The sequence below is a fragment of the Micromonospora sp. NPDC005173 genome (assembly GCF_040608515.1).
Lineage (GTDB): Bacteria > Actinomycetota > Actinomycetes > Mycobacteriales > Micromonosporaceae > Micromonospora.
Genome location: NZ_JBEXIK010000014.1, coordinates 89690 through 114076 on the forward strand (window position 1 = coordinate 89690; position 24387 = coordinate 114076).

Consider the following 24387-nt stretch of genomic DNA (forward strand, 5'->3'; position numbering starts at 1 on the left):
CCGGAGGACCTCTGCGACCCGCCGGGTGTCGACCCACCGGAAGTGAGCCACGGAACAGCCCTTCAGCGCCCGGACCAGCCCGGCGGCGGCGTTCACGGGGCCACGGAGGGGCCGTCCGGCCGGTACTCTGACCGGCGATCGCGGCCGGTCGGAGCGCCGGCGCGGGGCGGGGGGCGACATGGACGAGGACGAGTCGGCAGACCGGCTGGCGGCCGAGTCGCTGGCGGCGGGTGATCCGACCGGCTGGTTCGAGCGGCTCTACACCGAGGCCGAGCGCGGCGAGGCGGTCGTCCCGTGGGACCGGGACGCCCCGCACAGCCTGCTCACCGAGTGGACCGTCGAGCGGGGTCTGACCGGCACCGGCCGTCGGGCGGTCGTGGTCGGCTGCGGCTACGGCCGCGACGCCGAGCACGTCGCCGGTCTGGGCTTCGACACGGTGGCCTTCGACATCTCCCCCACCGCGGTGGCCGGCGCCCGTGGACGGCACCCCGCCTCGGCGGTCGACTACCGTCCCGCCGACCTGCTGGACCCGCCACCGGCCTGGCGACGGTCGTTCGACCTGGTGGTGGAGAGCATGACCGTGCAGGCGCTGCCGGCGCAGATCCGGGCCGGCGCGGTCGGCGCGGTGGGCGAGTTGGTCGCGCCGGGCGGCACGCTGCTGGTCATCGCCGCCGGCCGGGCTGACGACGAACCCACGCCGGCCGGGCCGCCGTGGCCGTTGACCCGTGCCGAGATCGACACGTTCGCGGGCGTCGGGCTCGCGCCGGTGCGGGTGGAAGAGATCCAGGACCAGAGCGGGGTACGCCGCTGGCGCGCCGAGTTCCGTCGCGGGCTGATCCGGTGACCGCGTCGACAGAGCCGGGTACGACCGATCGTCAGGAGGCCATCGAGGTGGACGGGACGATTCGCGGTGCTCTCCGGCGGGCCATCGGTACGCGGGCCCGGCGGTGGCTGCTCGCGGGCACCCTGCTGGCGGGGCTGCTCGCCGCCGTGGCGCTGACCGCGGCGGCGGCCCCGGCCGACCGGACGTTCGCCGAGCTCTCGGGCACGGTCCAGAGCCTGATGTCGGTCCTGACGCCCCTCTTCGGCATCCTGCTGGTGCGCGACCTGCGACGGGCACCCGACGCCACCCGGGTCATCCCCACCGTGCTGGCGGTGGGGCTCCCGGCCGCCGTCATCGGCGTCGTCGGGGTGCTGATCTGCGCCGCGACGCTCGCGCTCACCCCGGCCGACATCGCCGACGAGCCGTGGCGGCATTCCGGGACGATCGCGGTGGGCAGCGTGCTGGTGCAGATCGTCGCCGGGCTGGTGGGCACCGGGCTGGGCCTGCTGCTGCGCTCACCGGTGGTCGCGTTCCTCGCCACGATCGTCCTGCCACTGGGCCTGTTCGCACTGCTGGGCGCTGTCGACGCCCTCCGTCCCGCGCAGGCGTGGCTCACCCCGTTCGGCAGCGTGCGCAACCTGCTCTCCGGGGACATGAGCGTGCTGCGGTGGGTGCAGTGGCTCTGCGTCCTGCTGATCTGGGGTGTCGGTCTGAACGCCGCCGGCGCGGCGCTGCTGAAGCGGCGCCAGCAGCCCGCCCGGTAGGTCAGCGCGGGAGCAGTCGTGGCCGGGCGAAGTCGGTGTTGTCGACGATCGCGTCCACCCGGGACAGCGGGTCCGCCTCGGCCAGGTAGACGCGCTGGGCGGCGAGGTACCGGTCCCGGTGCAGCGCTTCGGCCGCCGCGACGCCTTCCCGGTCGCCGTCGCGGGCCACCCCGCGCCGCACCGACAGCTCGGCCGCGACCTCCACCCAGATCCGGTAGTCCCAGAGGTCGTCCAGCTCGGGGCGGAACGCGAACACACCGTCCACGATGAGCACCGCGTCCGGCGGGGCGGGGGTGACGACGTCGGTGTGCACGCGCTGGGTGAGCGGGTCGCGCAGGCAGAGCACGCAGGCCCCGGATCCGGCCGGCCCGGCCGGTTCCAGCAGCAGGGTGCGGATCGCCGGCAGGTCGAAGGCGTTGCGGTAGTAGCCGGGCCCGGAGGTCCGGTCGTACTGGTGCCGCTCCGACCAGGGGCGTTTGAAGTCGTCCAGGCTGGCGCGCAGCACCGGCCGACCAGCGGCGGCGACGCGCTGGGCCAGTTCGTGGCCGAGGCTGGTCTTGCCGGCGGCGGTCAGGCCGTCGACGCCGACCCGGAGGCGGGCGGGTCCACTGGCGAGGATCCGGTTGGTCAAATCGTCGACCAGCGCGGTCCGGGTGGCCGACGCGGGCGGAGGCAGGGGCTGCTGCCAGGTGGAGACCGAATGGCGCAGCGGGGCGGGCGTGTCTTTCATCGAACGATTCTGTTACGGGCCATTGACGCCCGTCGCACGGGGGTGATCTGATCGCGCCCTCAGAGAATCTTTCATCTTTCGATGGATGGATGTGAGCCAATGCTCAGGTTCCGGCGTACCGCGTTCGCCGCGGCACTCACGATCGCCATGGCCGCGCTGTCGACCGCCATCGCGCTTCCCGCTCCCGCATCCGCCGCGCTGCCCACCGCTGCGGTGGCGGTCGGCGACAGCTTCATCAGCGGCGAGGGCGCTGGGGCGTACACCCCGGTGGTCGACGTCAACGGGGTCGCCCAGGACTTCCCCGGCTGGACGGCGCCGAACAACAACGCGTTCTTCTGCCACCGCTCCGCGAACGCCTCGCTGAACCAGGCCAACCTGCCGGGCATCCAGAATCGGTTCAACCTGGCCTGCTCCGGCGGCCAGCCACACGACATCGCCAACGCATCGAACGCCCGGACCAACGGCCGCACGGTGGCCGCGCAGATCGCCCAGCTCCGGACCGTCGCGCAGACCCAGGACATCGACCTGGTGCTGCTCGGCCTGGGTTCGAACAACAGCTCGTTCACCTTCGGCAGCGTCGCGGAGAAGTGCGCCAACCGGTTCATCGCCGACGCGTGGACGGGCTGGTGGGAGTTCTGGGCGTACCTGGGTGGCCCGGTGGAGCAGAAGCCGTGCACCGACGCCGATCTGGCCACCGCCGCGCAGTTCAACGCCGCCACCGCCGAGACCACCGCCGCGGTGCGCCAACTGCTGACCACCCTGGATCAGGTGGACGCGGATGGCCAGCACCGGGTCGTGTTCCAGGACTACACCAACCCGCTGCCGCTGGATCTCGAGCCGACGTTCCACACCCAGGACAGCCGGGACGACACCCGGGACAAGTTCCGCGACCTGGGTGCCGAGCGGTACGCGGGCGGCTGCCCGATCCACCGGGCCAGCCTCGCGCCCGGTCACCGCTTCTCGCAGGGCCTGGGCACCCTGGTGAAGTCCACCCGGGACACCCTCGCTGCCGAGTTCCCCGGTGCGGACCTGGTCTACCTCAACGTGCAGCGGGCCTTCGACGGCGCCCGGCTCTGCGAGTCGGCGGCCAGCCCGACCGGCGCGCTGGCCACCCCGATCCGGCTGCAGGACGGCGCGAGCGGCACCTTCGTCACCAGCCTCTCCGGCAAGGACAAGATCGACATTCAGCGGATCGCCAACACCTGCGTCAGTTACTTCCAGACCTGCCAGGAGTCGTGGCACCCGAACGCCACCGGGCACCAGGTGCTCGGCCAGTGCCTGGCCGGCGCGGCCGCCACCAGCGCGCGGTCGGTGGCCTGCGTTCGCGCCAGCAACGGGACGATCTCCGTATCCTGACCGGAATCGTCACCGAGGGCCCCGCCACCCGGCGGGGCCTCCGTCGTGTCCGGCCACGTCGGCTCGAACCGGTCGCCCGACGCCTGCGGCTACCCGTCGGTAACCTCGGCCCGTAGGCTAGGCCCGTGAACGGGGACCCGGAGTACGCGCAGGAGTTCGTTGACATCGCCGGCGGTCGGCTCGGCGTGCAGATCTATCCGGAGCCGACCGGCCCGGCGGGCGCGCCGGTGGTGGTGATCTGGCCGGCGATGGGGGTGCGGGCCCGCTACTACCGGCCGTTCGCCACCGCGCTCCGCGCCGCCGGGCTGGCCGTGGTCGTCGCCGACCTGCGCGGTACCGGGACGAGCACCCCCGCGCCGAGTCGCGCCGACCGGCACGGCTACACCGAGCTGGCCGACGACGTGGGCACTGTCCTGGCCGCGCTCAAGCCGCAGCTGGACGGCCGCACCCGGCTGCTGCTCGGGCACTCACTCGGGGGGCAGGCCGCGCTGCTACACCTCGCCCTGCACGGCGCCGACGCGGTGGACGGGCTGGCGCTGGTCGCGGTCGGAATCCCGTACTGGCGAAGCTATCCCGGCCGGCGTGGCGTCGGCGTGCTGCCGTACACGCAGGGGATCGCCGCCACCACGGCGCTGCTCGGGGTCTGGCCGGGGTGGGGCTTCGGCGGCCGGCAGGCACGCGGGGTGATCCGGGACTGGGCGTACACCGCGCGGACCGGCCGCTTCCCCCGTCTCGACGGTACGGACACCGAGGCGGCGGTGCGCGCGGTGCTGGCCGTCAGCGTCGACGACGACCAGTACACCCCGCACGAGACCATGGATCACCTCTGCGGGAAGCTCACCGCGGCCCCGGTGACCCGGGAGCTGTACACAGTGGCGCAGGCCGGCGTAGCGCTGGACCACTTCACCTGGGTCCGGGCGGCCACCCCGCTGGCGCAGCGGATCGCCGGTTTCGCCAGCGACCTGCCGCCCCGCTGAGCCGTACCGGCCGACCGGTCGGTGGCCGCCCGACCGGCCCGCTCACTCCTCCTGGTCCAGCGGCACCAGCTTGCCGTCGCGCTCCACCCGGACCTCACCGTGGTCCTTGCGTGGGGCGACCTCGGCGATGTTCCTGTGCGGGTCGTTGTCTGGATGCATCAGCACCGCGTCGGTTTTGGCGGTCTTTTCCCGGCTCTCGTCCGGCTGCGACATCCCGTTCCCCTCTCCGTCAGCGTCCCCCGACATCTACCCGCCACCGACCGGACGACTCCTGCCGGCGGCGGTCCGGCACCGCAGCGAACCGATGTCCCTGACGTCCCCGACGTACCGATGCGGCGCCGGTTCGGCACGCACGGGGCGGGGTTAGCGGCCCGGGCGGCGGGTAAGCCGCAGCGCCCGACACGGCGGAAGGGGATCAGATGTCCGAACGGCATACCGCACTGCGCTCGATGCACGATCTGGGCCTGGCGGCCTGGTTCGGCGGCTCCCTGATGGGAGCGCTCGGCGTCAACGGCGCAGCGGCGAAGATCAGCGACTCGACCCAGCGTCTCCCGGTCGCCTCGGCAGGATGGTCCAAGTGGACCCCGGTCAACGCGGCGGCGATCGGCGCTCACCTGGCCGGGGCGGTCGGCGAGCTGGTGACGGAGAGCCCACGGATGGCCGCCCAGTCAGGGGTCGCCCGGGCCAGCACCATCAAGACGGCGCTGACGATCGGCGCGCTCGCGGTGACCGGCTACAGCCGGCTGATCGGCATGCGGTTGGAGAAGGCGGGTGCCCCACCGGTGAACGGTGCCACCGAGCCGAACCACCAGACTCCGGCCGGCGTGGCCTCCTCGCAGCGGCAGATGAAGCTGCTCCAGTGGGCCATCCCGGCACTGACCGGGACCCTGGTGGTGATCACCGCGTACATGGGCGAGCAGCAGAAGCCCGGCCAGGTGTTCCGGGGGATGCTCGGCCGCGCCAGCGGGCTGATGAGCGCCCCGAAGGGGATGGCCAAGATGGCGAGCATGGCGACCATGAGCAACGGCAAGCGGCCGATGGCGATGGCCGGACGCTGAGCATGGGGCCGGGCGGCACCCTGCCGGCTCCTTGACGGCGGGGCGCCGGCCGGCCCCACGCAACCACCGGGCCGGGGTACGGCACGCGGTCCGCCGGGACCGGCATGACCGGCCCGGGGACGGGCAATCGTCCGCCCATAGCGGCGGACCGACGAGCTGAGGTGACCACGATGGCGCACGAGGGACGCAAGGGCGGCGGCGATCGGCTGGTGCCGGAGGCGGTCGAGCCATGGGGTACCAGAGACGGGTTCGATGCCGAACCGCCGTGGGGCACGGGCGAGGACTCCCCGATGGACGAGGGCAGCGAGGAGACGGCGGTGCCCGAGGGGCAGCGAGGAGAACGCCGCGCGGGCGCCCCGGCGGGCCGAGCCAACCCGGCCGGTCGGCACGGCTTCGGCTCGGTGGAACCCACCCGCACCCCCACGGCCGGCCCGGGTGCGCCACCGGACCCGGCACCCAGCGGCCGGACCTTCCCGGACGACGCGGACATCAACGAACGTAGCCAGGACGCGCTGCGTTCCCGCGGCCGGCGGTCCTAGCACAACCCGCGACGCCCGCCGCCGGTCTCCGGCCGGCGGCGGCTGGTGCTCCCAGGGCGGTGGTGCTCCGGGCGCCGTTGCCGGGCACCGTCAATTGGTGGACGCGGCCCGGGCGGGGACGTCCCGTCGGTCTTCGCGGGGCTCGGGCCAGAGCATGGTCTCGGTGAGCAGCTGTGCCAGCCGGGTCGCGTCGCGCTGGGCCTGGCCGGAGCAGCAGTTGTTGAACAGCACGTGCAGTTCGTCGGCCGACCCAGCCAGCTCGGCCAGCAGCCCGGCCCAGTGCCGGAGCTCCTCCTCGGCGTACGCGTAGCGGAACTTGTCCTGCTTGTCGCCGTCGCGCCAGGCGCCGCTGTGGCCGTGGAACCGGACGATCGCCGGCTCCGCCGTGGTGGCCAGGATCGGTGGCACCGACGACGGGTGCCCCTGCGGCATGTCGACGCAGACCAGTGAGAGGTCGTGCGCACGCAGCAGGTCCATCGTGTCGGGTGCGGCCGAACCGTCGAACCAGGACCCGTGCCGCAGCTCCACGGCGACCCGCCACGGCCGGCACCGCTGCGCCAACTCGATGATCCGGCGCTCGGCGGCGGCGCCGCGTACCAGCCACGGCGGGAACTGCAGCAGCACCACACCCAGCTTGCCGGCGGCCGTGACCGGGGCCAGCGCAGCTCGGAACCGGGACCACAGCTCGTCGTACGCCCGCTCCGGCAGGTCGCGGCGACGGATCCGGCTCGGACCGGCGGCCGGCCGCAGGTCGCGGGGCAGCGCGGCGACCGGCGTCGGGTGACCGGTGAAGAGGCTGAACGCCTTGACGTCGAAGGTGAAGTCGTCCGGTGTGGCGTCGACCCAGCCCTGGGTGGTCTCCGGTGCGGGGATCGCGTAGTAGGAGGTGTCCACCTCGACCAGCGGGAAGCGGCCCGCGTAGAAACCCAGCCGGCCGGCCGGCGTGTTGGCCGAACGCGGGTACCACCCGGAGCGCAGCAGCGACTGGTCGGCCCAGGAGGACGTACCCACCTTAATCACACCCATGTCATTCAGTGGACCGCCCCGCGCGTGGATCGGCAACCGCTGGCGGCCCACGCCGCCACCGTGTCGAGCCGGAAGTATCGGTGCCGCGTCCTACGCTGGCGCCGAGCGAACTTCGACCGAAGGGCGGCACCATGACCAGCACCGAGCAGCTCACCGGAGAGCGGGCAGACCTGCTGCAGACGCTGCGCCGGCACCGGGGTTTCCTGTTGCAGACCGTGGACGGGCTGACCGACGAACAGGCGGCCACCTGCACCACCGTCAGCGAGCTGTGCCTCGGCGGCCTCATCAAGCATGTGGCCGGCACCGAGGAGCGGTGGATGCGCTTCGCCGTGGGCGGCGCGGAGGCGATGCAGCGCGAGGCGGTCGACTGGACCGGTCAGTTCCGGATGACGCCGGGCGAGACCCTCGCCGGTCTGGTCGTGCGGTTCCGGGAGGTGGCCGACCAGACCGACGAGCTGATCACCACCCTCGACCTGGACGCGGCGCACCCACTGCCGCAGGCGCCCTGGTTCGAGCCGGGGGCGAGCTGGACGGTTCGGCGGGTGCTGCTGCACCTGATCGCCGAGACGTCCCAGCACGCCGGGCACGCCGACATCCTGCGCGAGGCGATCGACGGCGCCAAGACCATGGGCTGAGCCCGGCCGGCCACGGCGACGTTCCCCCACCGTCCACCTTCCGCGCGGCGCCTCCGGTCCGCCCTGCGTGAACGGATGTGACAGCGCGCAGGTGAGCGGCGCTGAGGGACACGAGATGAACGCAGACCGGATCGATCAGGAAACCGCCGAGCGGCTGCTCGGCGGGAGCATCGTCGGCCCATCGGGCGGCCCGCAGTCGGTCGTGCTGCTGATGACAGCGGTACGCGCCACACCCCGCCCCGCCGAGCTGGCCGGCGAAGACGTGGCCGTGCAGGCCTTCCGCCGCGCCCTGGCTGAGCCGCCCGTTGCCCAACGGCCGGCCCACCGGTCACGCACCCTCGCCGGGTTCGGCGCCCGGGCCGCGGTGGCGGCCCTGGCGCTCGCCGCCATCGGCGGGGTGGCAGTGGCCGCCGCGACAGGCGTTGCGCCCCGTCCGCCGCACCCACCCACGGCCACCCAGACGCCGCCCGCCGCGACCGCCCCGGCCACACCCGAGCAGGGCACCGCGGGCGCACCCGCCACGCCCGGGGCGGTGCCACCGACCTCGGTTCCCGCTGGGATGGTCGGCCGGTGTCGGGCGTACCAGACGGTCGCCGGAAACGACCACGGCCGGGCACTGGACAACCCGGTCTTCTCCGGGCTGATCGCCGCCGCCGGCGGCCCGGAGCAGGTGGCGGACTACTGCGTGCGGGTCCTGGCCACCGAGGCGGTTCCGGACACGACCCATGGACGGCCCGGGGCCGTGCCGAGCCGCCGCCCGACGTCGCCCGGCCCGCCCGATGGTCGGCCCGACGTCCCTAACCGCAGCGGAACGAGCCGTCCGGCGGCCCTCCCCGCCGGACGGCCCACCGCACCCGGACCGGACCGCAGCGAACCAGCCGACCGGCGGCCCTCCCCCGGGGACCGCCAACCGACACCAGCCCGCGACCCGCACTGACGACGCCCCACAGCCCCGCCTGGCGACCGTGCCGGGCAACCGTGCCCGGCGGCCGTGCCCTGTGGCGTTGTGGCCCGGTGGCTCTGTGGCGCTGTGGCGCTGTGGCGCTATGGCCCTGTGGCGCTGCGGCCCTGCGGGCGGTTCGTCCAGCGGGCGGTTCGTCCAGCGGAGCGCGGGGCGCCGTGGGCTGATAGCTTGCCCCGATGAGTCTGCGGCGCCGACGCGCGGCGGCGATCCTGCGCCTGGTGGTGGTGTTCAGCGTGCTGGCCGGGGTCGTGCTCACCGCGCTCGGCCCGGCCACCGTCACGGGACTGCTGCCGTACTTCACCATCCAGAGCAACCTCGCGGTCGGCGCCCTCGCCGGGTACGCCGCTCTGCGGGCCTGGCGGGACCAGCCCGACCCACCGCCGGCGCTGCGCGGCGCGGTCACCCTCTACATCACCATCACCGGCGTGGTCTACCACCTGGTGCTGGCCAACCCGGCCAGCGCGTTCGCGATGGTCCAGCCGGACCGGTCCGGCGGCGAGGCGCTCGGCAACCAACTGCTGCACACGGTGGTACCGCTGCTGGTGGTCGCCGACTGGGTGCTGTTCGACCAACGCGGCCGGCTGCGCCTTCGGTACGCGGCCTGGTGGCTGGCGTTCCCGCTGGGCTATCTGGGCTTCGCCCTGCTCCGAGGGCTGGTCGTGCACCGGTACCCGTACCCGTTCCTGGATGCGGCCGAGCTGGGCTACGCCGGAGTCGCGATCAGCGCCCTCTTCTTCGCCATCGCCTTCTGGCTACTCGGCCTGCTCTACATCGGAATAGACCACACCCTAACCACCCGAACCCCCGCCCTCTCCCCCGCTCCCTCTCCCCCTCCAACCCCGCCCGGTGATCATGAAGTTAGCGTCACCGGCAACGGCGTGTCGTGACGCTAACTTCATGATCACCGGGGGGTGGGTGGGGAGGGGGAATGGGAGGGAGGAGGGGCGGGGGTTTAGCGGAGGCGGTTTCGGGGGCCTCGGGTGGTGGAATGGTCGCGGGCGTAGGCGTCCGAGTGGCCCCAGCGGCCTGGGACGTCGAGCAGCTCCACCCGTCCGAAGCCCTTTGGCAGGGCCGGGTTGACCAGCAGGTTGTCGCCGGTGGGCTGGAGCCCCAGCAGGGTGCCCAGCAGCATCAGCAGCGCGCCCGACGACCATGACTGGGGACGACCGGCCGCGGGCAGTTGGACGGGGTACTTCGTCAGGCTGCGCTCGTAGCCGGCGATCAGCTCCGGTACCGCCCCGCCGAGCGTCTGCGCCATGTCGAAGATTCCGGCCGCGATCCGGCCCGCCTGCGAATCGAAGTGGTAGCGCCGCAGCCCGGCGGCGATCAGGGCGTTGTCCGACGGCCACACCGCCCCCAGGTGTGAGCCGACCGGGTTGTACGGGCGCTGCCCGGTGGCGAAGGTCCGCACCCCCCAACCGCTGAACAGCCGCGGCCCGACCAGGTGCTCGGCGACGGCCTCGGCGTGGTCATCCGCCACGATCCCACTCCACAGCAGGTGCCCGATGTTGGACGTCAGCGCGTCGACCGGTTCGCCGTCCGATCCCAACGCCAACGCGTAGTAATCCCGGTCCGGCAGCCAGAAGTCCCGGTTGAACCGGTCCTTCAGTTCCGCGGCCTCCCGTTCCAGCCGGTCGGCGTACCCGGGGTCACCCCAGAACTCCCGGGCTAGCCGGGCGCCGCGCCGTTTCGCGTCATACGCGTAGCCCTGCAACTCGCAGGTGGCCCGGGGAAAGGCCGGTTGCCGCCCGTGCGCGTCGGTGATCGCGTCCGGGGAGTTCTTCCAGCACTGGTTGAGCACGCCGTGCCGCTCGTTGCGGCGCTGGTAGCGCAGGTACCCGTCGCCGGTCAGGTCGCCGTACTCGTCGATCCAGTCCAGGGCCATCCGAGCCGGGTGTCGCAGCTTGTGGACCAGGTCGACGTCGCCGGACCAGCGCTCGTACTCGTCGAGCAGGACGACGAACAGCGGGGTGGTGTCCGCCGCGCCGTAGTACAGCGCGTCCGGCCGTTCGCCGAACGCGGCCGACTCGCCGTACCGGAGCTCGGCCAGGATCTTGCCCGGCTCCTCGTCGTGCTCGTCGTCGAGTTGGCCGCCCTGCAACAGCGCCAGCATCCGCAGCGTCGCGGGGGCCAGTTCGGGAGTGAACGCCATGGTCTGCAGGCAGGTGATGATGCTGTCCCGCCCGGACAGCCCCATCGCCCACGGCAGGCCACCGACCGGCACCCGATCGGTGTACGCCAGCGGCTTGTACCGCAGCGCCGCCAGGTCGGCCAGGCTGCCCTGGTACATCGCCTCCAGGCCGTCCCGTTCCGCCGCCAGCTGCGGGGCCCGGTCCAGCCAGTCGGCCAGGTCCTCGCGCATCCCCCCGCGCACGGTCTGCTGGTGCGACTCCAGAGCAATGCGCAGGTCCCGGCCACCCTCACCCCGGATGGTCATGGTCACGTGCAGGTCGGTCTCCCACTTCCCCTCGGGCGCGATCCGGATTCGGAACGTCATCCCCTTCTCGTCGACCTCGGCGGGAGCGGTGCTGCTCACCGTGGTCTCTCGAACGAACCGCTCGCGCGCGTACCGCAGCACGAGCTGGTGGCGCGCGGAGTCGGCGGTGGCCTGCACGACCCGCTGCCTGCGCTCCCCGACGTCGACGATGTCGACGAAGTCGCTGCCCATCTCCATCCGCACGGTGAACTCGGCGGGATGCGCCGAGTGGTTGAGCAGGATGATCTGCTCGTGGAAGCAGTCGTGGATCGAACGGTGCCGGATGACCGACACGTCAGCGTCGACGTAGTGGCTCGCCACGCCCGGGACCAGGAAGAACCGGGTCTCGAAGTACGTCATGTCGTCGCGGGAGAGCGCGTTGAGCCGTTCCCCGTCGACGCTGAGCACCCAGTGGGACAGGAAGCGGGTGTCGAACGAGAAAAGCCCGACCGGCTCTTTCGGGTCAACCTCCATGTCACCCTGGGCGTCGCTGAGCGCGAACGCGTTGCCGGCGATGACGTGCACCTGTTCCTCTCTCATCGCCGCTGGTCCCGTTCCGCCAGGGCAGCCTGGCCCAGCTCGCGGGGGTGCCGTGCGCCGGACGGGCCGGGAAAGATCCGCCGCAGCGCCATCAGCAGACGAATGTTGCCCCGCACGGTCAGCTCGTTGCGCAGCAACGCCGCCGCGAGGTGCCTCTCGCCGCTGGCCAGCTGGTCGAAGACCGCCCGGTCGGCGCGGACCACCAGCTCGGCCTCGTCGGCCGACCGGGTCACCGCCACGTGCTGGTCGGCGATGGTCAGATACCAGTGACTGGTACCGCCGTCACCGCGCACGTCCAGCCGTATCGTCCCGGCGGTGGTCTCCGGCAGATCGGGACGCCGGCCGGTGTCCAGGTGCTGCAGGTACTGCGCCGCCATTGTGCTCATCCACGTCCCCCTTCCCCGGTTCCCCCGCAGGATCACCCGAGCCGGGGTGAGCCCGGCTCACCCGAACCGGGTGACAACCCGCCCGGGTCGGCCGGAAGACGCTGTTTGCCGGCCGATGAAAAGGGCAGGCACCGACAGGCCGACACGGACGGGAGGCAACGGATGCGGGCGTTGCGGCTGCGGGAGTGGAAGTCGGAACCGGAACTGGTCGAGGTCGCTGAGCCGACGCCCGGGCCGGGCCAGGTGGTGGTCCGGATCGGTGGAGCCGGCGCCTGCCACTCCGACCTGCACCTGATGGACGAGTTCGAGCCAGGCACCGTGCCCTGGAACCCGCCGTTCACCCTCGGCCACGAGAACGCGGGGTGGGTGCACGCCCTCGGCGACGGCGTGACCGGGCTGACGGTCGGGCAACCCGTCGCCGTCTTCGGCGCGTGGGGCTGCGGCACCTGCGCCCGCTGCCGGGTCGGCATCGACCCGTACTGCGAGAACCCGGCCGGCGCGCCGGTGCCGGGCGGGGGCGGCGGGCTCGGCCTGGACGGTGGAATGGCCACGTACGAGTTGGTCCCGGACGCGCGGCACATCGTCCCTCTGCCGGCCGGGCTCGATCCGGTGGACGCCGCGCCGCTGACCGACGCCGGGCTCACCCCGTACCACGCCGTTCGGCGTTCCTGGCCCAAGCTGCCGCCGGGCAGCACGGCAGTCGTGATTGGGGTCGGTGGGCTGGGGCACGTCGGCGTGCAGATCCTCAAGGCCACCACGGCCGCCCGGGTGATCGCGGTGGACACCCGCGCCGACGCGCTGCGGCTGGCCGAGGAGTGCGGCGCCGACGGCACCGTGACCTCGGGCGAGACCGCCGCCGAGGAGATCCGGCAGGCCACCGGAGGTCGGGGCGCCGACGTGGTGCTGGACTTCGTCGGCGTGGACGCCACCCTGGCGCTCGGCGCGGCCGCGGCCCGCACCGTCGGCGACCTGACCATCGTGGGCATCGGCGGGGGCACCCTGCCGGTCTCGTACTTCTCCGTGCCGTACGAGGTGAGCATCGCGACCACCTACTGGGGCAGCCGTCCCGAGCTGGTCGAGGTGCTGGACCTGGCTGCCCGGGGTCTGATCCGGCCGAAGACCACCACCTTCGCGCTGGACGACGCCCTCGACGCGTACCGCCAGATGCGCGACGGCACGCTGCAGGGCCGCGCCGTGATCGTGCCGTGAGCCGGCCGGTCAGGCGGCCCCGAGCAGGCCGCGGACGTACCCGGCCTGGCCGACGTGCTGCAGGTCGTCCTCGGCGACGCTGACCAGCCGGACGCCGAGGGTGACCGGCGGGTCCCACGCCTCGTCCACCACGCGGTCCAGGTCCGCCGGGCGCAGTCCGGCCAGGAACGGCGCGGTCCGCGCCGCGACCGCCTCGTAGTAGTCGATCAGCGCCTGCGCGCTCTCCGGCTGCACCGCGGCGACCTGTGCGGGCGAGTGGGCATAGCCGGTGTCGTTCGGGTCGGCGGCCAGCCCGAACCGGCTCGCCCAGTCGCCGCTCGTCCAGACCTGGTCGGCGTCGAGCAGGTCGGCGACGTGGTCGTCCTGGATCCTGGTCAGGTGCCAGACCAGCCAGCCGATCGGGTTGGCACCAGGGCCGGGCGCCCAGCGCAGTTGCTCCGGGCTGAGGCCGTCGACCGCCGCGCGAACGAGGTCGGGCAGCCGGTCGTACGTCTCGGTCAGCAGGTCTTTCACGTCCACGGGCACGCCTCCTGGTCTGTTTCCGATCAGGTACCGCCGAAACCGGCGGCCAAACCTCGGCCGCTACGGTGATCAAGTGGTCGCGGCGTTGGAGCTGTATCTGGACCCGGACGCCACCCGGCGGATCCGGGTGCTCTGGGACGCTCTCGAAGCCGAGGGCGTGCAGAGCATGCGCTCGCTGCTGGAGCAGCGCCACCGCCCGCACGTCTCGCTCGCCGTGGCTCCCCGCTTCGACCCCGAGCAGGTCGCCGCGGCGCTGCGCGGCACGGTCGTGGCCGCCCCACTTCGGCTCGAATTCCAGCACACCGGTCAGTTCGTCGGCCGGGTGCTCTGGCTCGGCCCGACGCCCACCCCGGAGCTGCTGGCACACCACCGGCTGGTGCACGACCGGCTGGCCGCTGCCGGCATCACCCTGGTGGAGCACTACCAGCCGGGACGCTGGGTGCCGCACTGCACGCTCTCCATGCGGGTGCCGAACGCGCTGATGGCCGCCGCGGTGCGTCGCTGCCTGGAGGTGTTGCCGCTGGCCGCGACCGTGGTCGGCGCGGCGCTTACCGACCACGCCCGCAACATCGCCCACCCGCTGCCCTGAGGCGACCAGGGGCACGACAGACGCGACCCTGCGTGGAATGTCCGGTTTGGCGGGTCGCAGTCGGGAAACTGAAAACGAGGGGTGCTGACGAGGCTGGGCGTGGGATGGTTCGACATGGATGTCGTTCCGGTGGCCTCCCGCCTGCGGGCGGCCGGCCCATCCGGTGGCGCGGGCGCACGCGGCGCTGCCCGGGACGGCTTCGACGAGGAGAGGCAAAGCCCATGCAGGCTCAGCGCAGGCCACCGCGGACGGAGCGGAGCCAGACCAGGGACGACCGGACCGGCGGCGGCATGACCGGGGCGGCCACGCCACTGACCATCTGGGCCGCTGCCGTGCTGCTCGGCCGGATCGGTGCCGGCGATGACGACAGTGAGGACGAACGGCATATCCTGCGCGGCATCGAGTGACCCTCGGTCCCACCGTCACAGCCAGCCGCGCCGCTTGAAGATCAGGTAGAGGGTGCCGCAGACCAGCGCCATCAGCAGCAGCGCGAACAGGTAGCCGAAGCGCCACTGCAACTCGGGCATGTGGACGAAGTTCATCCCGTACACCGTCCCGATGAGCGTGGGTGCGAACAGGATCGCCGCCCAGGACGAGACCTTCTTCAGCTCCTCGTTCTGCGCGTAGCTGGCCGCGGTGAGGCTGCGCATCTCCTCGTTCTGCTGCTGCGAGACGAGGGTGGCGTTGACGGTGAGGATGTTCTGCAACAGGTGCCGGAAGCCGTCGACCCGTTCCACGACCTGCGTGAGGTGGTCGGTCACGTCGCGCAGATAGCGGCGTAGCTCCTCGTCGGTGCCGTAGCTGCCGGCGCCGGCCGCCAGCGCGTCGAGCACGTGGAGCAGCGGGCGGGCGGCCCGCTGGAACTGGATGACCTCGCGGCTGAGCCCGTAGATGCGCCGGCTGGCGTTCGGGTCGCCGCCGAAGACCTCGGTCTCGATCTCGTCGATGTCGTTCTCCAACCCGGCCACCACCGGCGCGTAGCCGTCGACCACCTGGTCGAGGATCGCGTACAGGACGGCCTCCGGGCCCTGGGCGAGCATCTGCGCGTCGGCTTCCAGCCGCCGCCGCACGGCGGCCAGATCCGGTGCCTCGCCGTGCCGGACGGTGACCACGAAGCCGGGCCCCATGAACAGGTGCAGCTCGGAGAACTCGACCTCCTCCCGCAGGTCGTCGTAGCGGGCGGCGCGCAGCACCACGAAGAGGGTGTGCCCGTACCGCTCCAGCTTGGGCCGCTGGTGGGCGTTGATCGCATCCTCCACCGCCAGGTCGTGCAGCCGGAACTCCCGGGCCAGCGAGGTGATCTGGTCGATGTCGGGCCGGTACAACCCGATCCAGGCCATCGCCTCATCCTGCTCCTGGAGGCAGCGGTACGTCTCGGCGAGCCCGGCCGGCGACGCGAAGCGGTGCCCCTGGATGTAGACGGCGCTGTCCACCAGACCGCCAGCACCTGGCTCGGCCGGCGGCTCGCGCGGCGGCTCGCCGCCGCGGATCTCGTGCTCGTCGAGCTGGCGGCCAAAGCCCTCGCCCCGGCGGAACCGACGGCCACCGACCATGACCCGCCCCCTCCCCGGACGCCTCAACCGGCGGCTGCCCGAGCCGCCCGGGCAGTTCGGGCAGGGACGCCGGGACGCGCTGCTTCCCCCGTGCCCGCGCGCCAAAACCCTCGGACCGGTTGCCCGGCCGGGGCCGTTTCCGCGCACCGCCGGACGGGCGCGGGCCGGCGGGCGGATACTCGCGGTGACCACGGGCGGGATGACGGGGGAAGCGCCGATGGAGGTCGACAGGCGCGCCGGCCCGCGGACCCGCCGGCTGCGGGACTGGCTGCTCGGCGGCGATTCGGAGCAGCCTCGGCAGCAGGGCCCGCACGGCCGCCCGCCGGAGCACCGGCACCACCCGTGGTGGAAGGTGATGTGCCTGACCGGCGTCGACTACTTCTCGACCCTGGGCTACCAGCCGGGCATCGCGGCACTGGCCGCCGGGGCGCTCTCGCCGGTGGCGACCCTGGTGCTGGTGCTGGTGACCCTGCTGGGCGCGCTGCCGATCTATCGGCGGGTGGCGGTGGAGAGCCCGCACGGCGAGGGATCGATCGCGATGCTGGTACGCCTGCTGAGCTACTGGCCGGGCAAGCTGCTGGTGTTGGTGCTACTCGGTTTCGTGGCCACCGACTTCATCATCACCATCACCCTCTCCGCCGCCGACGCGACCGCACACATCGACGAGAACCCGTTCTGGCCCGAAGGGCTCAGAGGGCAGAAAGTCCTGCTCACGCTGCTGCTCGTGGCGCTGCTGGGCGCGGTGTTCCTCAAGGGATTCACCGAGGCCATCGGGATCGCCGTCGTCCTGGTCGCGGTCTACCTGACGCTGAACGCGGTGGTGATCGCCGCCGCGCTGTGGCAGGTGGTGACGCACCCCAGCGCGGTCGGGGACTGGACCACCGCGCTGACCACCGGCCACGGCGACCCCTGGATGGTGGTCGGGCTGTCCCTGCTGGTCTTCCCGAAGCTGGCGCTGGGCCTGTCCGGCTTCGAGACCGGGGTGGCGGTGATGCCGAGCGTGCAGGGCGACCCGCAGGACACGGAGGATCGGCCACTGGGCCGGATCCGCGGCACGCGCCGGCTGCTCACCACCGCCGCGACGATCATGAGCGTTTTCCTGATCACCAGCAGCGTGACCACCACCGTGCTGATCCCGCCTGAGGCGTTCCAGCCGGATGGGCCGGCGAACGGCCGGGCGCTGGCCTACCTGGCGCACGAGTACCTCGGCGAGGTGTTCGGCACGGCCTACGACCTGTCCACCATCGGGATCCTCTGGTTCGCGGGCGCCTCGGCGATGGCCGGCCTGCTCAACCTCGTACCCCGCTACCTGCCCCGCTACGGCATGGCACCGACCTGGGCCCGGGCGGTCCGGCCGCTGGTGCTGGTCTTCACCGCGGTGGCTTTCCTGATCACCGTGGTCTTCGAGGCCAGCGTGGACGCGCAGGGCGGCGCGTACGCCACCGGGGTTCTGGTGTTGATCACCTCGGCGGCGACGGCCGTGACCCTCGCGGCACGGCGACGGCGCCAGCGCCGCCGCACGATCGCCTTCGGCATCATCACGGTGATCTTCGTCTACACCACCGCGGCGAACGTGGTGGAGCGCCCCGACGGCGTGAAGATCGCGGCCTGCTTCATCGGCGGGATCATCCTGGTCTCGCTGCTGTCACGGCTGAACCGCGCCTTCGAACTGCGGGTCCAACGGGTGGATTTGGACCCCGAGGCGGCCCGGATGATCGACGAGTGCGTCGGGCGCCGGATCCGGCTGATCGCGCACGAGCCGGCCAGCCGAGAGCCGGCGGAGTACCGCGACAAGCTGGCCCAGACCGTCGCGGACAACGACTTCCCGGCCGACAGCGACGTGATCTTCGTCGAGGTGACGGTCACCGACCCGTCCGACTTCGAGACCGAGCTGCTGGTGCGCGGCAGCGTGGTGCACGACAACTACCTGGTGCTCAGCCTGGCCAGCTCCGCGGTGCCCAACGCGCTGGCCGCCCTGCTGCTGGAGATCCGCGACCGGATCCAGCGGCGCCCGCACATCTACTTCGAGTGGACCGAGGGCAACCCGGGTGGCAACCTCCTGCGCTACCTGGCCTTCGGGCAGGGCGAGATCGCCCCGGTCACCCGCGAGATCCTGCGCCGCCAGGAGCCCGACCGGAGCCGCCGGCCGCACGTGCACGCCGGTTGACCCGGCGGTCCGGTGGTCGTCGCGGAGGGTGAGCGTGGTCATAGCGGCTGGACGATCCGCCGGTTCCGGCTGCTAGCCTCTGGACAGGTCATGAGCGCCAGCGCGAAGCCCCGGCTCGCTGGCCGGCAACCCTCCTCCGCGGTGGGGTGCCCCGGGTGAAGACCAGGCACCGGCAAAGACGTCGGTGCAAGCGTGGCCTGGCACCCAGGTCAGCACAGACCTGGGAGAACCATGCGCATCCTCAGCACCGCCCCACCGACCGACGCCGCGGATTCCCGCGCCGGTTGGCTTCCGCCGGCACTGACCCGGCGGCGGCACGTGGACATGATGCGGGTGTGCAGCGCCGCCTGTCGCTGCCGCGCCGCGCACTAGCGCACCCCTCTTTCCCGAACCCACCCCAGCGGTACGCCCATCGGGCGCACCGTCGGCGGCGCACGCCTGTGCCCGCCGCTGCGCAACCTTCGGAGACACCCGTGCGAATTCTTCCTGCCCTGACCCGCGCCGCTGCCCTCGGCGCGGCCACGATCCTGGCCGCCACCGCGCTGACCGCCTGCGGCGACGACACGTCGTCCGACGCCACCGCCAACCCGTACGGCCTGTCGCAGCCGGGCGTGCTGCGCGCCGGCACGCTGACCGACGCCCCTCCGAACGTGTACCTCAAGGACGGCAAGTTCACCGGGTTCGACAACGACCTGCTGGCCGCGGTGGCCGGCAAGCTCGGCCTGAAGGTCGAGTTCGTCGGCACCGACTTCTCCGCGCTGCTCTCCCAGGTGAACAACCGCAAGTTCGACGTCGGCAGCTCCTCGATCACCATCACCGAGGCGCGGAAGAAGACGGTCGACTTCGGCAACGGCTACGACTTCGGCTACTTCGGCCTGGACGTCCCGGCCGGCTCGCCGATCACCAGCTTCGACCAGCTCGCCGGCAAGCGGGTCGTGGTGGTCCAGGGCACCGTCCAGGACGACTACGCCACCGGCAAGCAGCTCGACCCGGTCCGGGTGCCGGACTACAACGGCGCGATCAACCAGCTCAAGGCGGGCACCGCCGACGCGTGGATCGCCCCGGCGGAGATCGGCGAGAAGTCGGCCGCCGACAGCAACGGCAAGATCACCGTGGCGGCCAAGCAGCTCAGCCCGGCGCCGACCGCGTACGCGGTCGCCAAGGGCAGCGACAAGCTCCGCGAGGCGCTGAACAAGGGCCTCGACGAGGTGATCGCGGACGGCACCTGGAGCCGGTTGCAGGCGCAGTACTACCCGGGCCGGCCGGTTCCGGAGGACTTCCGACCGGGCAGCGGCACGGTGACCGTGCCGTCGGCGTCGGCGTCCGCGTCGACCGCGTCCTGAGGCATACCCGGTGACGAGCGAGCAGGGCGGTAGGAGAGGCGACCAATGGATCCGTTGAGCACCCTGTGGGAGACCTTCTTCGACTGGGACGCGATGCGCGAGGCGCTACCCGAGATGCTGACTGTCGGGTTGCCCAACACGCTGATCCTGGCGGTCTCCGCCGCCCTGCTCGGCTCGGTGCTGGGCCTGCTGCTGGCCGTCGCCGGCATCTCCCGTACCCGGTGGCTGCGCTGGCCGGCGCGGGTCTACACCGACGTGTTCCGGGGGCTGCCGGCCGCGGCGACGATCCTCCTGATCGGCGTCGGGCTGGCGCCGCTGGGCATGGAGGTCTGGGGACCCGACCCGTACCCGCTGGGCATTCTGGCGCTGTCGCTGATCGCGGCGGCGTACATCGGGGAGATCTTCCGCTCCGGCATCCAGTCGGTGGAGGCCGCCCAATTGGAGGGCGCCCGGGCGCTCGGCTTCTCCTGGGCCGACTCGATGCGGCTGGTGATCATTCCGCAGGGCATCCGGCGGGTGCTGCCCGCCTGGGTGAACCAGCTCATCGCGCTGATCAAGGACTCCAGCCTGGTCTACTTCCTCGGACTGGTGGCCAGCCAGCGGGAGCTGTTCCGGATCGGGCAGGACTACGCGGCCACCACCGGCAACGAGTCCGCGCTGCTGCTGGCCGGGCTCTTCTACCTGGCGTTGACCGTGCCGCTGACGCACGTGGTCAACTGGATCGACCGGCGGCTGCGCCACGGCCGGCCGGCCACCGCGCCGGCCGACGATGACGAGGACGACACCGAGTCGGCGCTGGCCGGCACGACCGAAGGGGACCGGCGATGACCACCGGCACGACCACCTCGGTCAGCCTCGACGTAAGCGACGTGCACCTCGCCTTCGGACCGAACCGGGTGCTGCGCGGCGTCGACCTGGCCGTGCCACGCGGCGCGACGGCCTGCGTGATCGGCCCGTCCGGGTCGGGCAAGTCCACCCTGCTGCGGACGATCAACCGGCTGATCGAGCCGGACCGCGGCGACGTGCTGCTGGACGGGCGCAGCGTGCTGCGCGACGATCCGGACGCGCTGCGGCAGCGGGTGGGCATGGTCTTCCAACAGTTCAACCTCTTCCCGCACATGAGCGTGCTGCGCAACGTCACCCTGGCGCTGCGTCGGCTGCGCAAGCTCGACGAGGACGAGGCGGTGGCGGTCGCCCGGGCACAGCTGGAGCTGGTGGGGCTGGCCGGCAAGGCCGACTCACGGCCGGCGCAGCTCTCCGGCGGTCAGCAGCAGCGGGTGGCGATCGCCCGGGCGCTGGCGCTGCGGCCCGAGGTGATGCTCTTCGACGAGGCCACCTCGGCGCTCGACCCGGAGCTGGTCAAGGGGGTGCTCGGGGTGATGGCCGACCTGTCCGCCGGGGGCATGACCATGGTCGTGGTCACGCACGAGATGGGCTTCGCCCGGCAGGTCGCCGACACCGTCGCCTTCATGGACCGGGGCGTGGTGCTGGAGGCCGGCCCGCCGGAGGCGATCTTCGAGCGGGCCGAGCATCCACGGCTGCGCCGGTTCCTCGCTCAGGTGCTCTGAGCCCGCGCCGACGACGGCCCGCCCGACCTGGCCCCGATCGACGTCAGCCGGCCTGCCGCCGCAGGTGCGCGGCGAACGCCTGCAGATCGCCGAGCAGCACCAGGATGGCGTTGCGGTAGGCGACCGACGCCCACAGGTGCAGCTCCTCGTCGTCCAACCCACCGAACGCCGCCGACAGGGCCTTGCGTCGGCGGCGGTCGAGCACCTTGTGCGGGCGGGCGAGCAGGTCGCCCTCCCGGCGCAGGGCCTGCAGGTACGCGGCCACCGCGTCCTGGTAGGGCCGGCCGGCGACCCGTTCCAGCAGGGTGAACTCGAAGACGTTCAACGCCGCCTCGGACTCCCAGTACGCACTGTCGCGCTCCGGCGCGCTCGCATGGTGCCGGCCCATCGCGTGCCGGGCCTCGTACAGCAGCAGTACGCCCCGACCGGTGGTGCTCAGTGGCCGGCGGGGCGCTGGCAACCGCAGCGTACGCACCGGCGCCGCGCCGGTCAGGTCCACCGCACCGCCGTACGACGGCATCCGTTGCGCCCCGCTGCCCGGCTCCGGCACCAGGCAGGCCCGCTCCTGGTAGGCCAACGGCGGACCACCGGCGGGCAGGGCGCGCACCGCCGCGGTGTGCAACTCGGCCAGCGGGCGGTCGTCCGGGGCCCGGTCCGGCGCAAGGGTGAGGACGAGGCCGGCGGCGCCGGGCACCGGCACGCCCAGCACGCAGGAGTTGCGCAGGAACGCCCAGGTCGCCTCCGCCTCGCGGATCCCGCTGGCCACGGCCTGCGCGTCGGCCCGCCAGTCCCGGGCGATCTGCAGCCGCTGCTGAAGATCCGCGGTCACGGCACCGTCGTGCGGGTACAGCTCCCGTACCGCCCGGGGCAGCGTCCCGAGGCGCAGGTCCAGCAGGTCGCCGCTCGGCGCGGGCACGGCGTGGGTAGCGCAGTCGGCCTCGGTGTGCGGGTCGCCGGGCACCGCGTGGCAGTCACCGAGCCAACTCGTCCCGGGTTGCCGCACCGGCCGGGCGAACGCCAGGTGTGGCAGCCGACCGGTGCGTAACACCGTCTCGTACTGCGGCCGGGCGCGCATGGTCCGCAACACGTCCAGCGGCAGCACCGGCGCCAGCGCCAGCACCGCGGCCAGCAGGGCGCAGTGCGGGCAGGCCGGGCCGCCGGAATCGCGCACCCGATAGCGGCGCAGATGGTCGACGCCGGGCTGCTCCCACTGCACCCCGATCACGCCGTCGCCCTGCGCCATCAGATACAGGAACTCGGTGGCACCGCGCTCGCGGGTGACCGAGGTCAGCTCGTCGAGGAACGCCCGTTGGGTGACCACCCGCAGGTCGGCCTCTGTCGCTCCGGTGGTCACGGGCACCCCCTCGCGAACCCAGCGCATCGACCGACGCCGACTCGTCCCACCGTACCCGGCGGCAGGGCGGCCGGGTGCCCTCCACAGAGGCTGGCCGCTGTCACCAATCCGTCGGTCGGCCCCGTAGAGGTGTGCGGCGGCAAGACCTCCGCTCCGGTTCGTCCCGCACGGCCGTCGGCACCCGAGGGTCAGGCCAGGCGAGGTCACTCGTTGGGCCCGCGACCCAGCAGCCGGATCTCCTCGTTGTCCAGCGCGGCCTGGAGGTCGCGCAGCACGAGGTCGTCGATCTCCCGGCTGTCGCGCAACCGGGTGACCTCCCGCCGCTTGTGTTCGAGGACGCCGAGGCGCAGGTCGCGTTCCAGACGGCGTTCCTCGGACGTACCAACGCCCTCGCTGACGTCCTCCAGGTGCCGTTGGTACTCGGACTGCAGCCGGCGTACCGCGTCCTCCCCGGCTCCGATCTCGGCGGCGACCTGCGGCAGCGCGGCCAAACCCACCTCGGTGGCCCGCTGTCGGGCCTGCCGCAACTCGTCGACGCGCTCGGGGTCGCCGACCAGCCCCGCCCAGCGCACCACCAGCGGCAGGGTGGTGCCCTGAACGAGCATGATCAGCACGATCACCAGCGCGGTGACAAAGATGATCAGGTCACGTTCGGCCACCGGTCGACCGGCGGCCGTCGTCGCCGGGACCGCCAGGGCGGCGGCGAGCGAGACGGCACCCCGGAAGCCGGACCAGCCGGCGACGGTGCCCACCCGCCAACTGCCCTGCCCCTGGCTCATGCTCACTGCTCGGCGGTCCAGCAACTTCACCGACTCCGCCGTCACGTAGACGAAGAGCAGCCGGGTGACCAGGACGACCACGGTGACCACCAGCACGATGACCAGCGCCCGCCCCGGCGAGGTGCTGGTGATGCCCTTCACCGCCCGGGGGATCTGCGTGCCGAGCAGGACGAACAGCCCGCCGTTGATCAGGAACGTGGACAGGTCCCAGAACGCGTACGCCAGCACCCGGGACCGAGCGCGGATCACCCGAGGGCCGGCGTAGGCCAGGACCAGGCCGGCGACCACCACCGCCAGCACGCCACTGGCGTGTACCGCGTCGGCGAGCAGGAACGCGGCGAACGGGGTCAGCACGCTCAACGCGCCCTCGCGCAGCGGATCGTCGAGCCGTTTGCGGATCAGCACCACACCGCCGCCGACCAGCAGCCCCGCGATCACTCCCCCGGCACTGGCCCCGAGGAACTCCCCGCCGATGCCGAGCGCGCCCGGCGCCGCGCTCCCGGCGAGCAGGCCCACGGTCACCGCGAAGAGCACCAGTGCGGTGCCGTCGTTGATCAGGCTTTCCGCATGCAGGGTGGTGAGGAGCTTCCGGGGCAGCCGCTTGGCCAGCCCGGTGACCGCGGCGGCGTCGGTCGGCGCGAGGACCGCGCCGAGCACCCAGGCGGCGGCGGGGTTCACCCCGAACGCCTGCGCGGTCAGCGAGACCGTGACCATGGTGAGCACGACCAGCACCACGGCGAGCAGCCCGATCACCGGGAGGTTGGCCCGGATCTCGCGCAGGCTGATGGTGAGGCTCTCCCGGTAGAGGATCGCCGGGAGGAAGATCAGCAGCACCAGCTCCGGTTCCAGGGTGAGGTTGGACAGCGGTGGCGCCAGCCCGATCAGCACCCCGAACGCGATGAGCAGGACCGGCGGCGCGACGCTGTACCGGCCGCCGAGCGTGGTGCCGATCAGGACGGTGACGCCCAGCACCACGATCAGGACGAGCACCTCCACGGCGTACCCCCTCGATCCATGGCCGACGGTGGC

25 protein-coding genes and 1 riboswitch are annotated in these 24387 nt (G+C 72.6%); of the genes, 16 read left to right on the top strand and 9 right to left on the bottom strand.

What is annotated here, in order from left to right; translation table 11 throughout:
- Window positions 1-178: 178 nt before the first annotated feature.
- Together ABZV00_RS18030 and ABZV00_RS18035 are read left to right on the top strand one after the other, a co-directional pair.
- Complete coding sequence (locus ABZV00_RS18030) at window positions 179-844, top strand: class I SAM-dependent methyltransferase (protein ID WP_355607413.1); 666 nt, start codon at window positions 179-181, stop codon at window positions 842-844.
- Window positions 841-1587, top strand: a complete 747-nt coding sequence (locus tag ABZV00_RS18035) for a hypothetical protein (protein ID WP_355607416.1) — start codon at window positions 841-843, stop codon at window positions 1585-1587. Before ABZV00_RS18030 ends, ABZV00_RS18035 begins: the two co-directional genes overlap by 4 nt.
- Before the next feature lies 1 nt (window position 1588).
- Here ABZV00_RS18035 and ABZV00_RS18040 read toward each other — a convergent pair whose 3' ends face one another.
- The gene (locus tag ABZV00_RS18040) at window positions 1589-2317 is read right to left on the bottom strand and encodes a uridine kinase (protein ID WP_355607418.1); all 729 of its coding nucleotides are present in this window, start codon (window positions 2315-2317) and stop codon (window positions 1589-1591) included.
- A 99-nt stretch (window positions 2318-2416) separates the two neighbouring features.
- Here ABZV00_RS18040 and ABZV00_RS18045 point away from each other — a divergent pair, with 99 nt between their 5' ends.
- Both ABZV00_RS18045 and ABZV00_RS18050 read left to right on the top strand, forming a co-directional pair.
- On the top strand, window positions 2417-3673 hold the full coding sequence (locus tag ABZV00_RS18045; RefSeq protein ID WP_355607420.1) for a hypothetical protein: 1257 nt from the start codon (window positions 2417-2419) through the stop codon (window positions 3671-3673).
- A 125-nt stretch (window positions 3674-3798) separates the two neighbouring features.
- Window positions 3799-4650, top strand: coding sequence for an alpha/beta fold hydrolase (locus ABZV00_RS18050; RefSeq protein ID WP_355607423.1), 852 nt, complete (start codon window positions 3799-3801; stop codon window positions 4648-4650).
- Window positions 4651-4692: 42 nt separating this feature from the next.
- Here the strand turns inward: ABZV00_RS18050 and ABZV00_RS18055 are convergent, their stop codons facing one another.
- A complete protein-coding gene (locus tag ABZV00_RS18055; protein ID WP_328425588.1) occupies window positions 4693-4863 on the bottom strand; it encodes a hypothetical protein in 171 nt (56 codons plus the stop codon).
- A gap of 206 nt (window positions 4864-5069) precedes the next feature.
- On the opposite strand from ABZV00_RS18055, the gene ABZV00_RS18060 reads away from it, so the two are divergent.
- Together ABZV00_RS18060 and ABZV00_RS18065 are read left to right on the top strand one after the other, a co-directional pair.
- Window positions 5070-5708: a hypothetical protein gene (locus ABZV00_RS18060; RefSeq protein WP_355607426.1), complete on the top strand. Its 639-nt coding sequence runs from the start codon at window positions 5070-5072 to the stop codon at window positions 5706-5708.
- Window positions 5709-5878: 170 nt separating this feature from the next.
- Entirely contained in the window at window positions 5879-6247 is a 369-nt protein-coding gene (locus ABZV00_RS18065; protein WP_355607428.1) for a hypothetical protein, read from the top strand.
- Between the two features lie 90 nt (window positions 6248-6337).
- Here ABZV00_RS18065 and ABZV00_RS18070 read toward each other — a convergent pair whose 3' ends face one another.
- A complete protein-coding gene (locus ABZV00_RS18070; RefSeq protein ID WP_355607431.1) occupies window positions 6338-7273 on the bottom strand; it encodes a DUF72 domain-containing protein in 936 nt (311 codons plus the stop codon).
- Between the two features lie 131 nt (window positions 7274-7404).
- Between ABZV00_RS18070 and ABZV00_RS18075 the strand changes: the two genes are divergently transcribed.
- The 3 genes from ABZV00_RS18075 (at window position 7405) to ABZV00_RS18085 (ending at window position 9759) form a co-directional block, all read left to right on the top strand.
- Entirely contained in the window at window positions 7405-7908 is a 504-nt protein-coding gene (locus tag ABZV00_RS18075; RefSeq protein ID WP_355607434.1) for a DinB family protein, read from the top strand.
- Between the two features lie 115 nt (window positions 7909-8023).
- Window positions 8024-8845: a hypothetical protein gene (locus ABZV00_RS18080; RefSeq protein WP_355607437.1), complete on the top strand. Its 822-nt coding sequence runs from the start codon at window positions 8024-8026 to the stop codon at window positions 8843-8845.
- Between the two features lie 203 nt (window positions 8846-9048).
- Window positions 9049-9759, top strand: a complete 711-nt coding sequence (locus ABZV00_RS18085; RefSeq protein ID WP_355607440.1) for a Pr6Pr family membrane protein — start codon at window positions 9049-9051, stop codon at window positions 9757-9759.
- A 65-nt stretch (window positions 9760-9824) separates the two neighbouring features.
- On the opposite strand, the gene ABZV00_RS18090 is transcribed toward ABZV00_RS18085, so the two are convergent.
- Together ABZV00_RS18090 and ABZV00_RS18095 are read right to left on the bottom strand one after the other, a co-directional pair.
- Window positions 9825-11888, bottom strand: a complete 2064-nt coding sequence (locus ABZV00_RS18090; protein ID WP_355607442.1) for a glycogen debranching N-terminal domain-containing protein — start codon at window positions 11886-11888, stop codon at window positions 9825-9827.
- Window positions 11885-12274, bottom strand: a complete 390-nt coding sequence (locus ABZV00_RS18095; protein ID WP_355607445.1) for an SCP2 sterol-binding domain-containing protein — start codon at window positions 12272-12274, stop codon at window positions 11885-11887. The genes ABZV00_RS18090 and ABZV00_RS18095 overlap by 4 nt, the downstream gene beginning before the upstream one ends.
- Before the next feature lie 162 nt (window positions 12275-12436).
- On the opposite strand from ABZV00_RS18095, the gene ABZV00_RS18100 reads away from it, so the two are divergent.
- Window positions 12437-13483 (top strand): NAD(P)-dependent alcohol dehydrogenase, encoded by a 1047-nt coding sequence (locus tag ABZV00_RS18100; RefSeq protein ID WP_355607448.1) that lies wholly within the window; start codon window positions 12437-12439, stop codon window positions 13481-13483.
- 9 nt (window positions 13484-13492) lie between these two features.
- Here the strand turns inward: ABZV00_RS18100 and ABZV00_RS18105 are convergent, their stop codons facing one another.
- Window positions 13493-14002 carry a DinB family protein gene (locus tag ABZV00_RS18105; RefSeq protein WP_355607451.1) on the bottom strand — a complete coding sequence of 170 codons (510 nt, stop codon included), beginning with the start codon at window positions 14000-14002 and terminating at the stop codon, window positions 13493-13495.
- 76 nt (window positions 14003-14078) lie between these two features.
- Here ABZV00_RS18105 and ABZV00_RS18110 point away from each other — a divergent pair, with 76 nt between their 5' ends.
- Both ABZV00_RS18110 and ABZV00_RS18115 read left to right on the top strand, forming a co-directional pair.
- Window positions 14079-14594, top strand: a complete 516-nt coding sequence (locus ABZV00_RS18110; RefSeq protein ID WP_328425566.1) for a 2'-5' RNA ligase family protein — start codon at window positions 14079-14081, stop codon at window positions 14592-14594.
- Window positions 14595-14815: 221 nt separating this feature from the next.
- Window positions 14816-15001, top strand: a complete 186-nt coding sequence (locus ABZV00_RS18115) for a hypothetical protein (RefSeq protein ID WP_089016844.1) — start codon at window positions 14816-14818, stop codon at window positions 14999-15001.
- 15 nt (window positions 15002-15016) lie between these two features.
- Here the strand turns inward: ABZV00_RS18115 and corA are convergent, their stop codons facing one another.
- Window positions 15017-16147 (bottom strand): magnesium/cobalt transporter CorA, encoded by a 1131-nt coding sequence (corA, locus tag ABZV00_RS18120; RefSeq protein ID WP_355607454.1) that lies wholly within the window; start codon window positions 16145-16147, stop codon window positions 15017-15019.
- 217 nt (window positions 16148-16364) lie between these two features.
- On the opposite strand from corA, the gene ABZV00_RS18125 reads away from it, so the two are divergent.
- From ABZV00_RS18125 to ABZV00_RS18140, 4 genes are all read left to right on the top strand, one after another.
- Complete coding sequence (locus tag ABZV00_RS18125) at window positions 16365-18314, top strand: amino acid transporter (protein WP_355607457.1); 1950 nt, start codon at window positions 16365-16367, stop codon at window positions 18312-18314.
- 86 nt (window positions 18315-18400) lie between these two features.
- Window positions 18401-18513: riboswitch (SAM riboswitch) on the top strand.
- A 274-nt stretch (window positions 18514-18787) separates the two neighbouring features.
- Window positions 18788-19657: an ABC transporter substrate-binding protein gene (locus ABZV00_RS18130; protein WP_328425555.1), complete on the top strand. Its 870-nt coding sequence runs from the start codon at window positions 18788-18790 to the stop codon at window positions 19655-19657.
- Between the two features lie 45 nt (window positions 19658-19702).
- Window positions 19703-20485, top strand: coding sequence for an amino acid ABC transporter permease (locus ABZV00_RS18135; RefSeq protein WP_355607461.1), 783 nt, complete (start codon window positions 19703-19705; stop codon window positions 20483-20485).
- A complete protein-coding gene (locus ABZV00_RS18140) occupies window positions 20482-21225 on the top strand; it encodes an amino acid ABC transporter ATP-binding protein (protein ID WP_355607464.1) in 744 nt (247 codons plus the stop codon). The genes ABZV00_RS18135 and ABZV00_RS18140 overlap by 4 nt, the downstream gene beginning before the upstream one ends.
- Window positions 21226-21268: 43 nt before the next feature.
- Here the strand turns inward: ABZV00_RS18140 and ABZV00_RS18145 are convergent, their stop codons facing one another.
- A complete protein-coding gene (locus ABZV00_RS18145) occupies window positions 21269-22579 on the bottom strand; it encodes a hypothetical protein (RefSeq protein WP_355607466.1) in 1311 nt (436 codons plus the stop codon).
- A gap of 203 nt (window positions 22580-22782) precedes the next feature.
- Complete coding sequence (locus tag ABZV00_RS18150; RefSeq protein ID WP_355607469.1) at window positions 22783-24354, bottom strand: Na+/H+ antiporter; 1572 nt, start codon at window positions 24352-24354, stop codon at window positions 22783-22785.
- Window positions 24355-24387 lie beyond the last annotated feature (33 nt).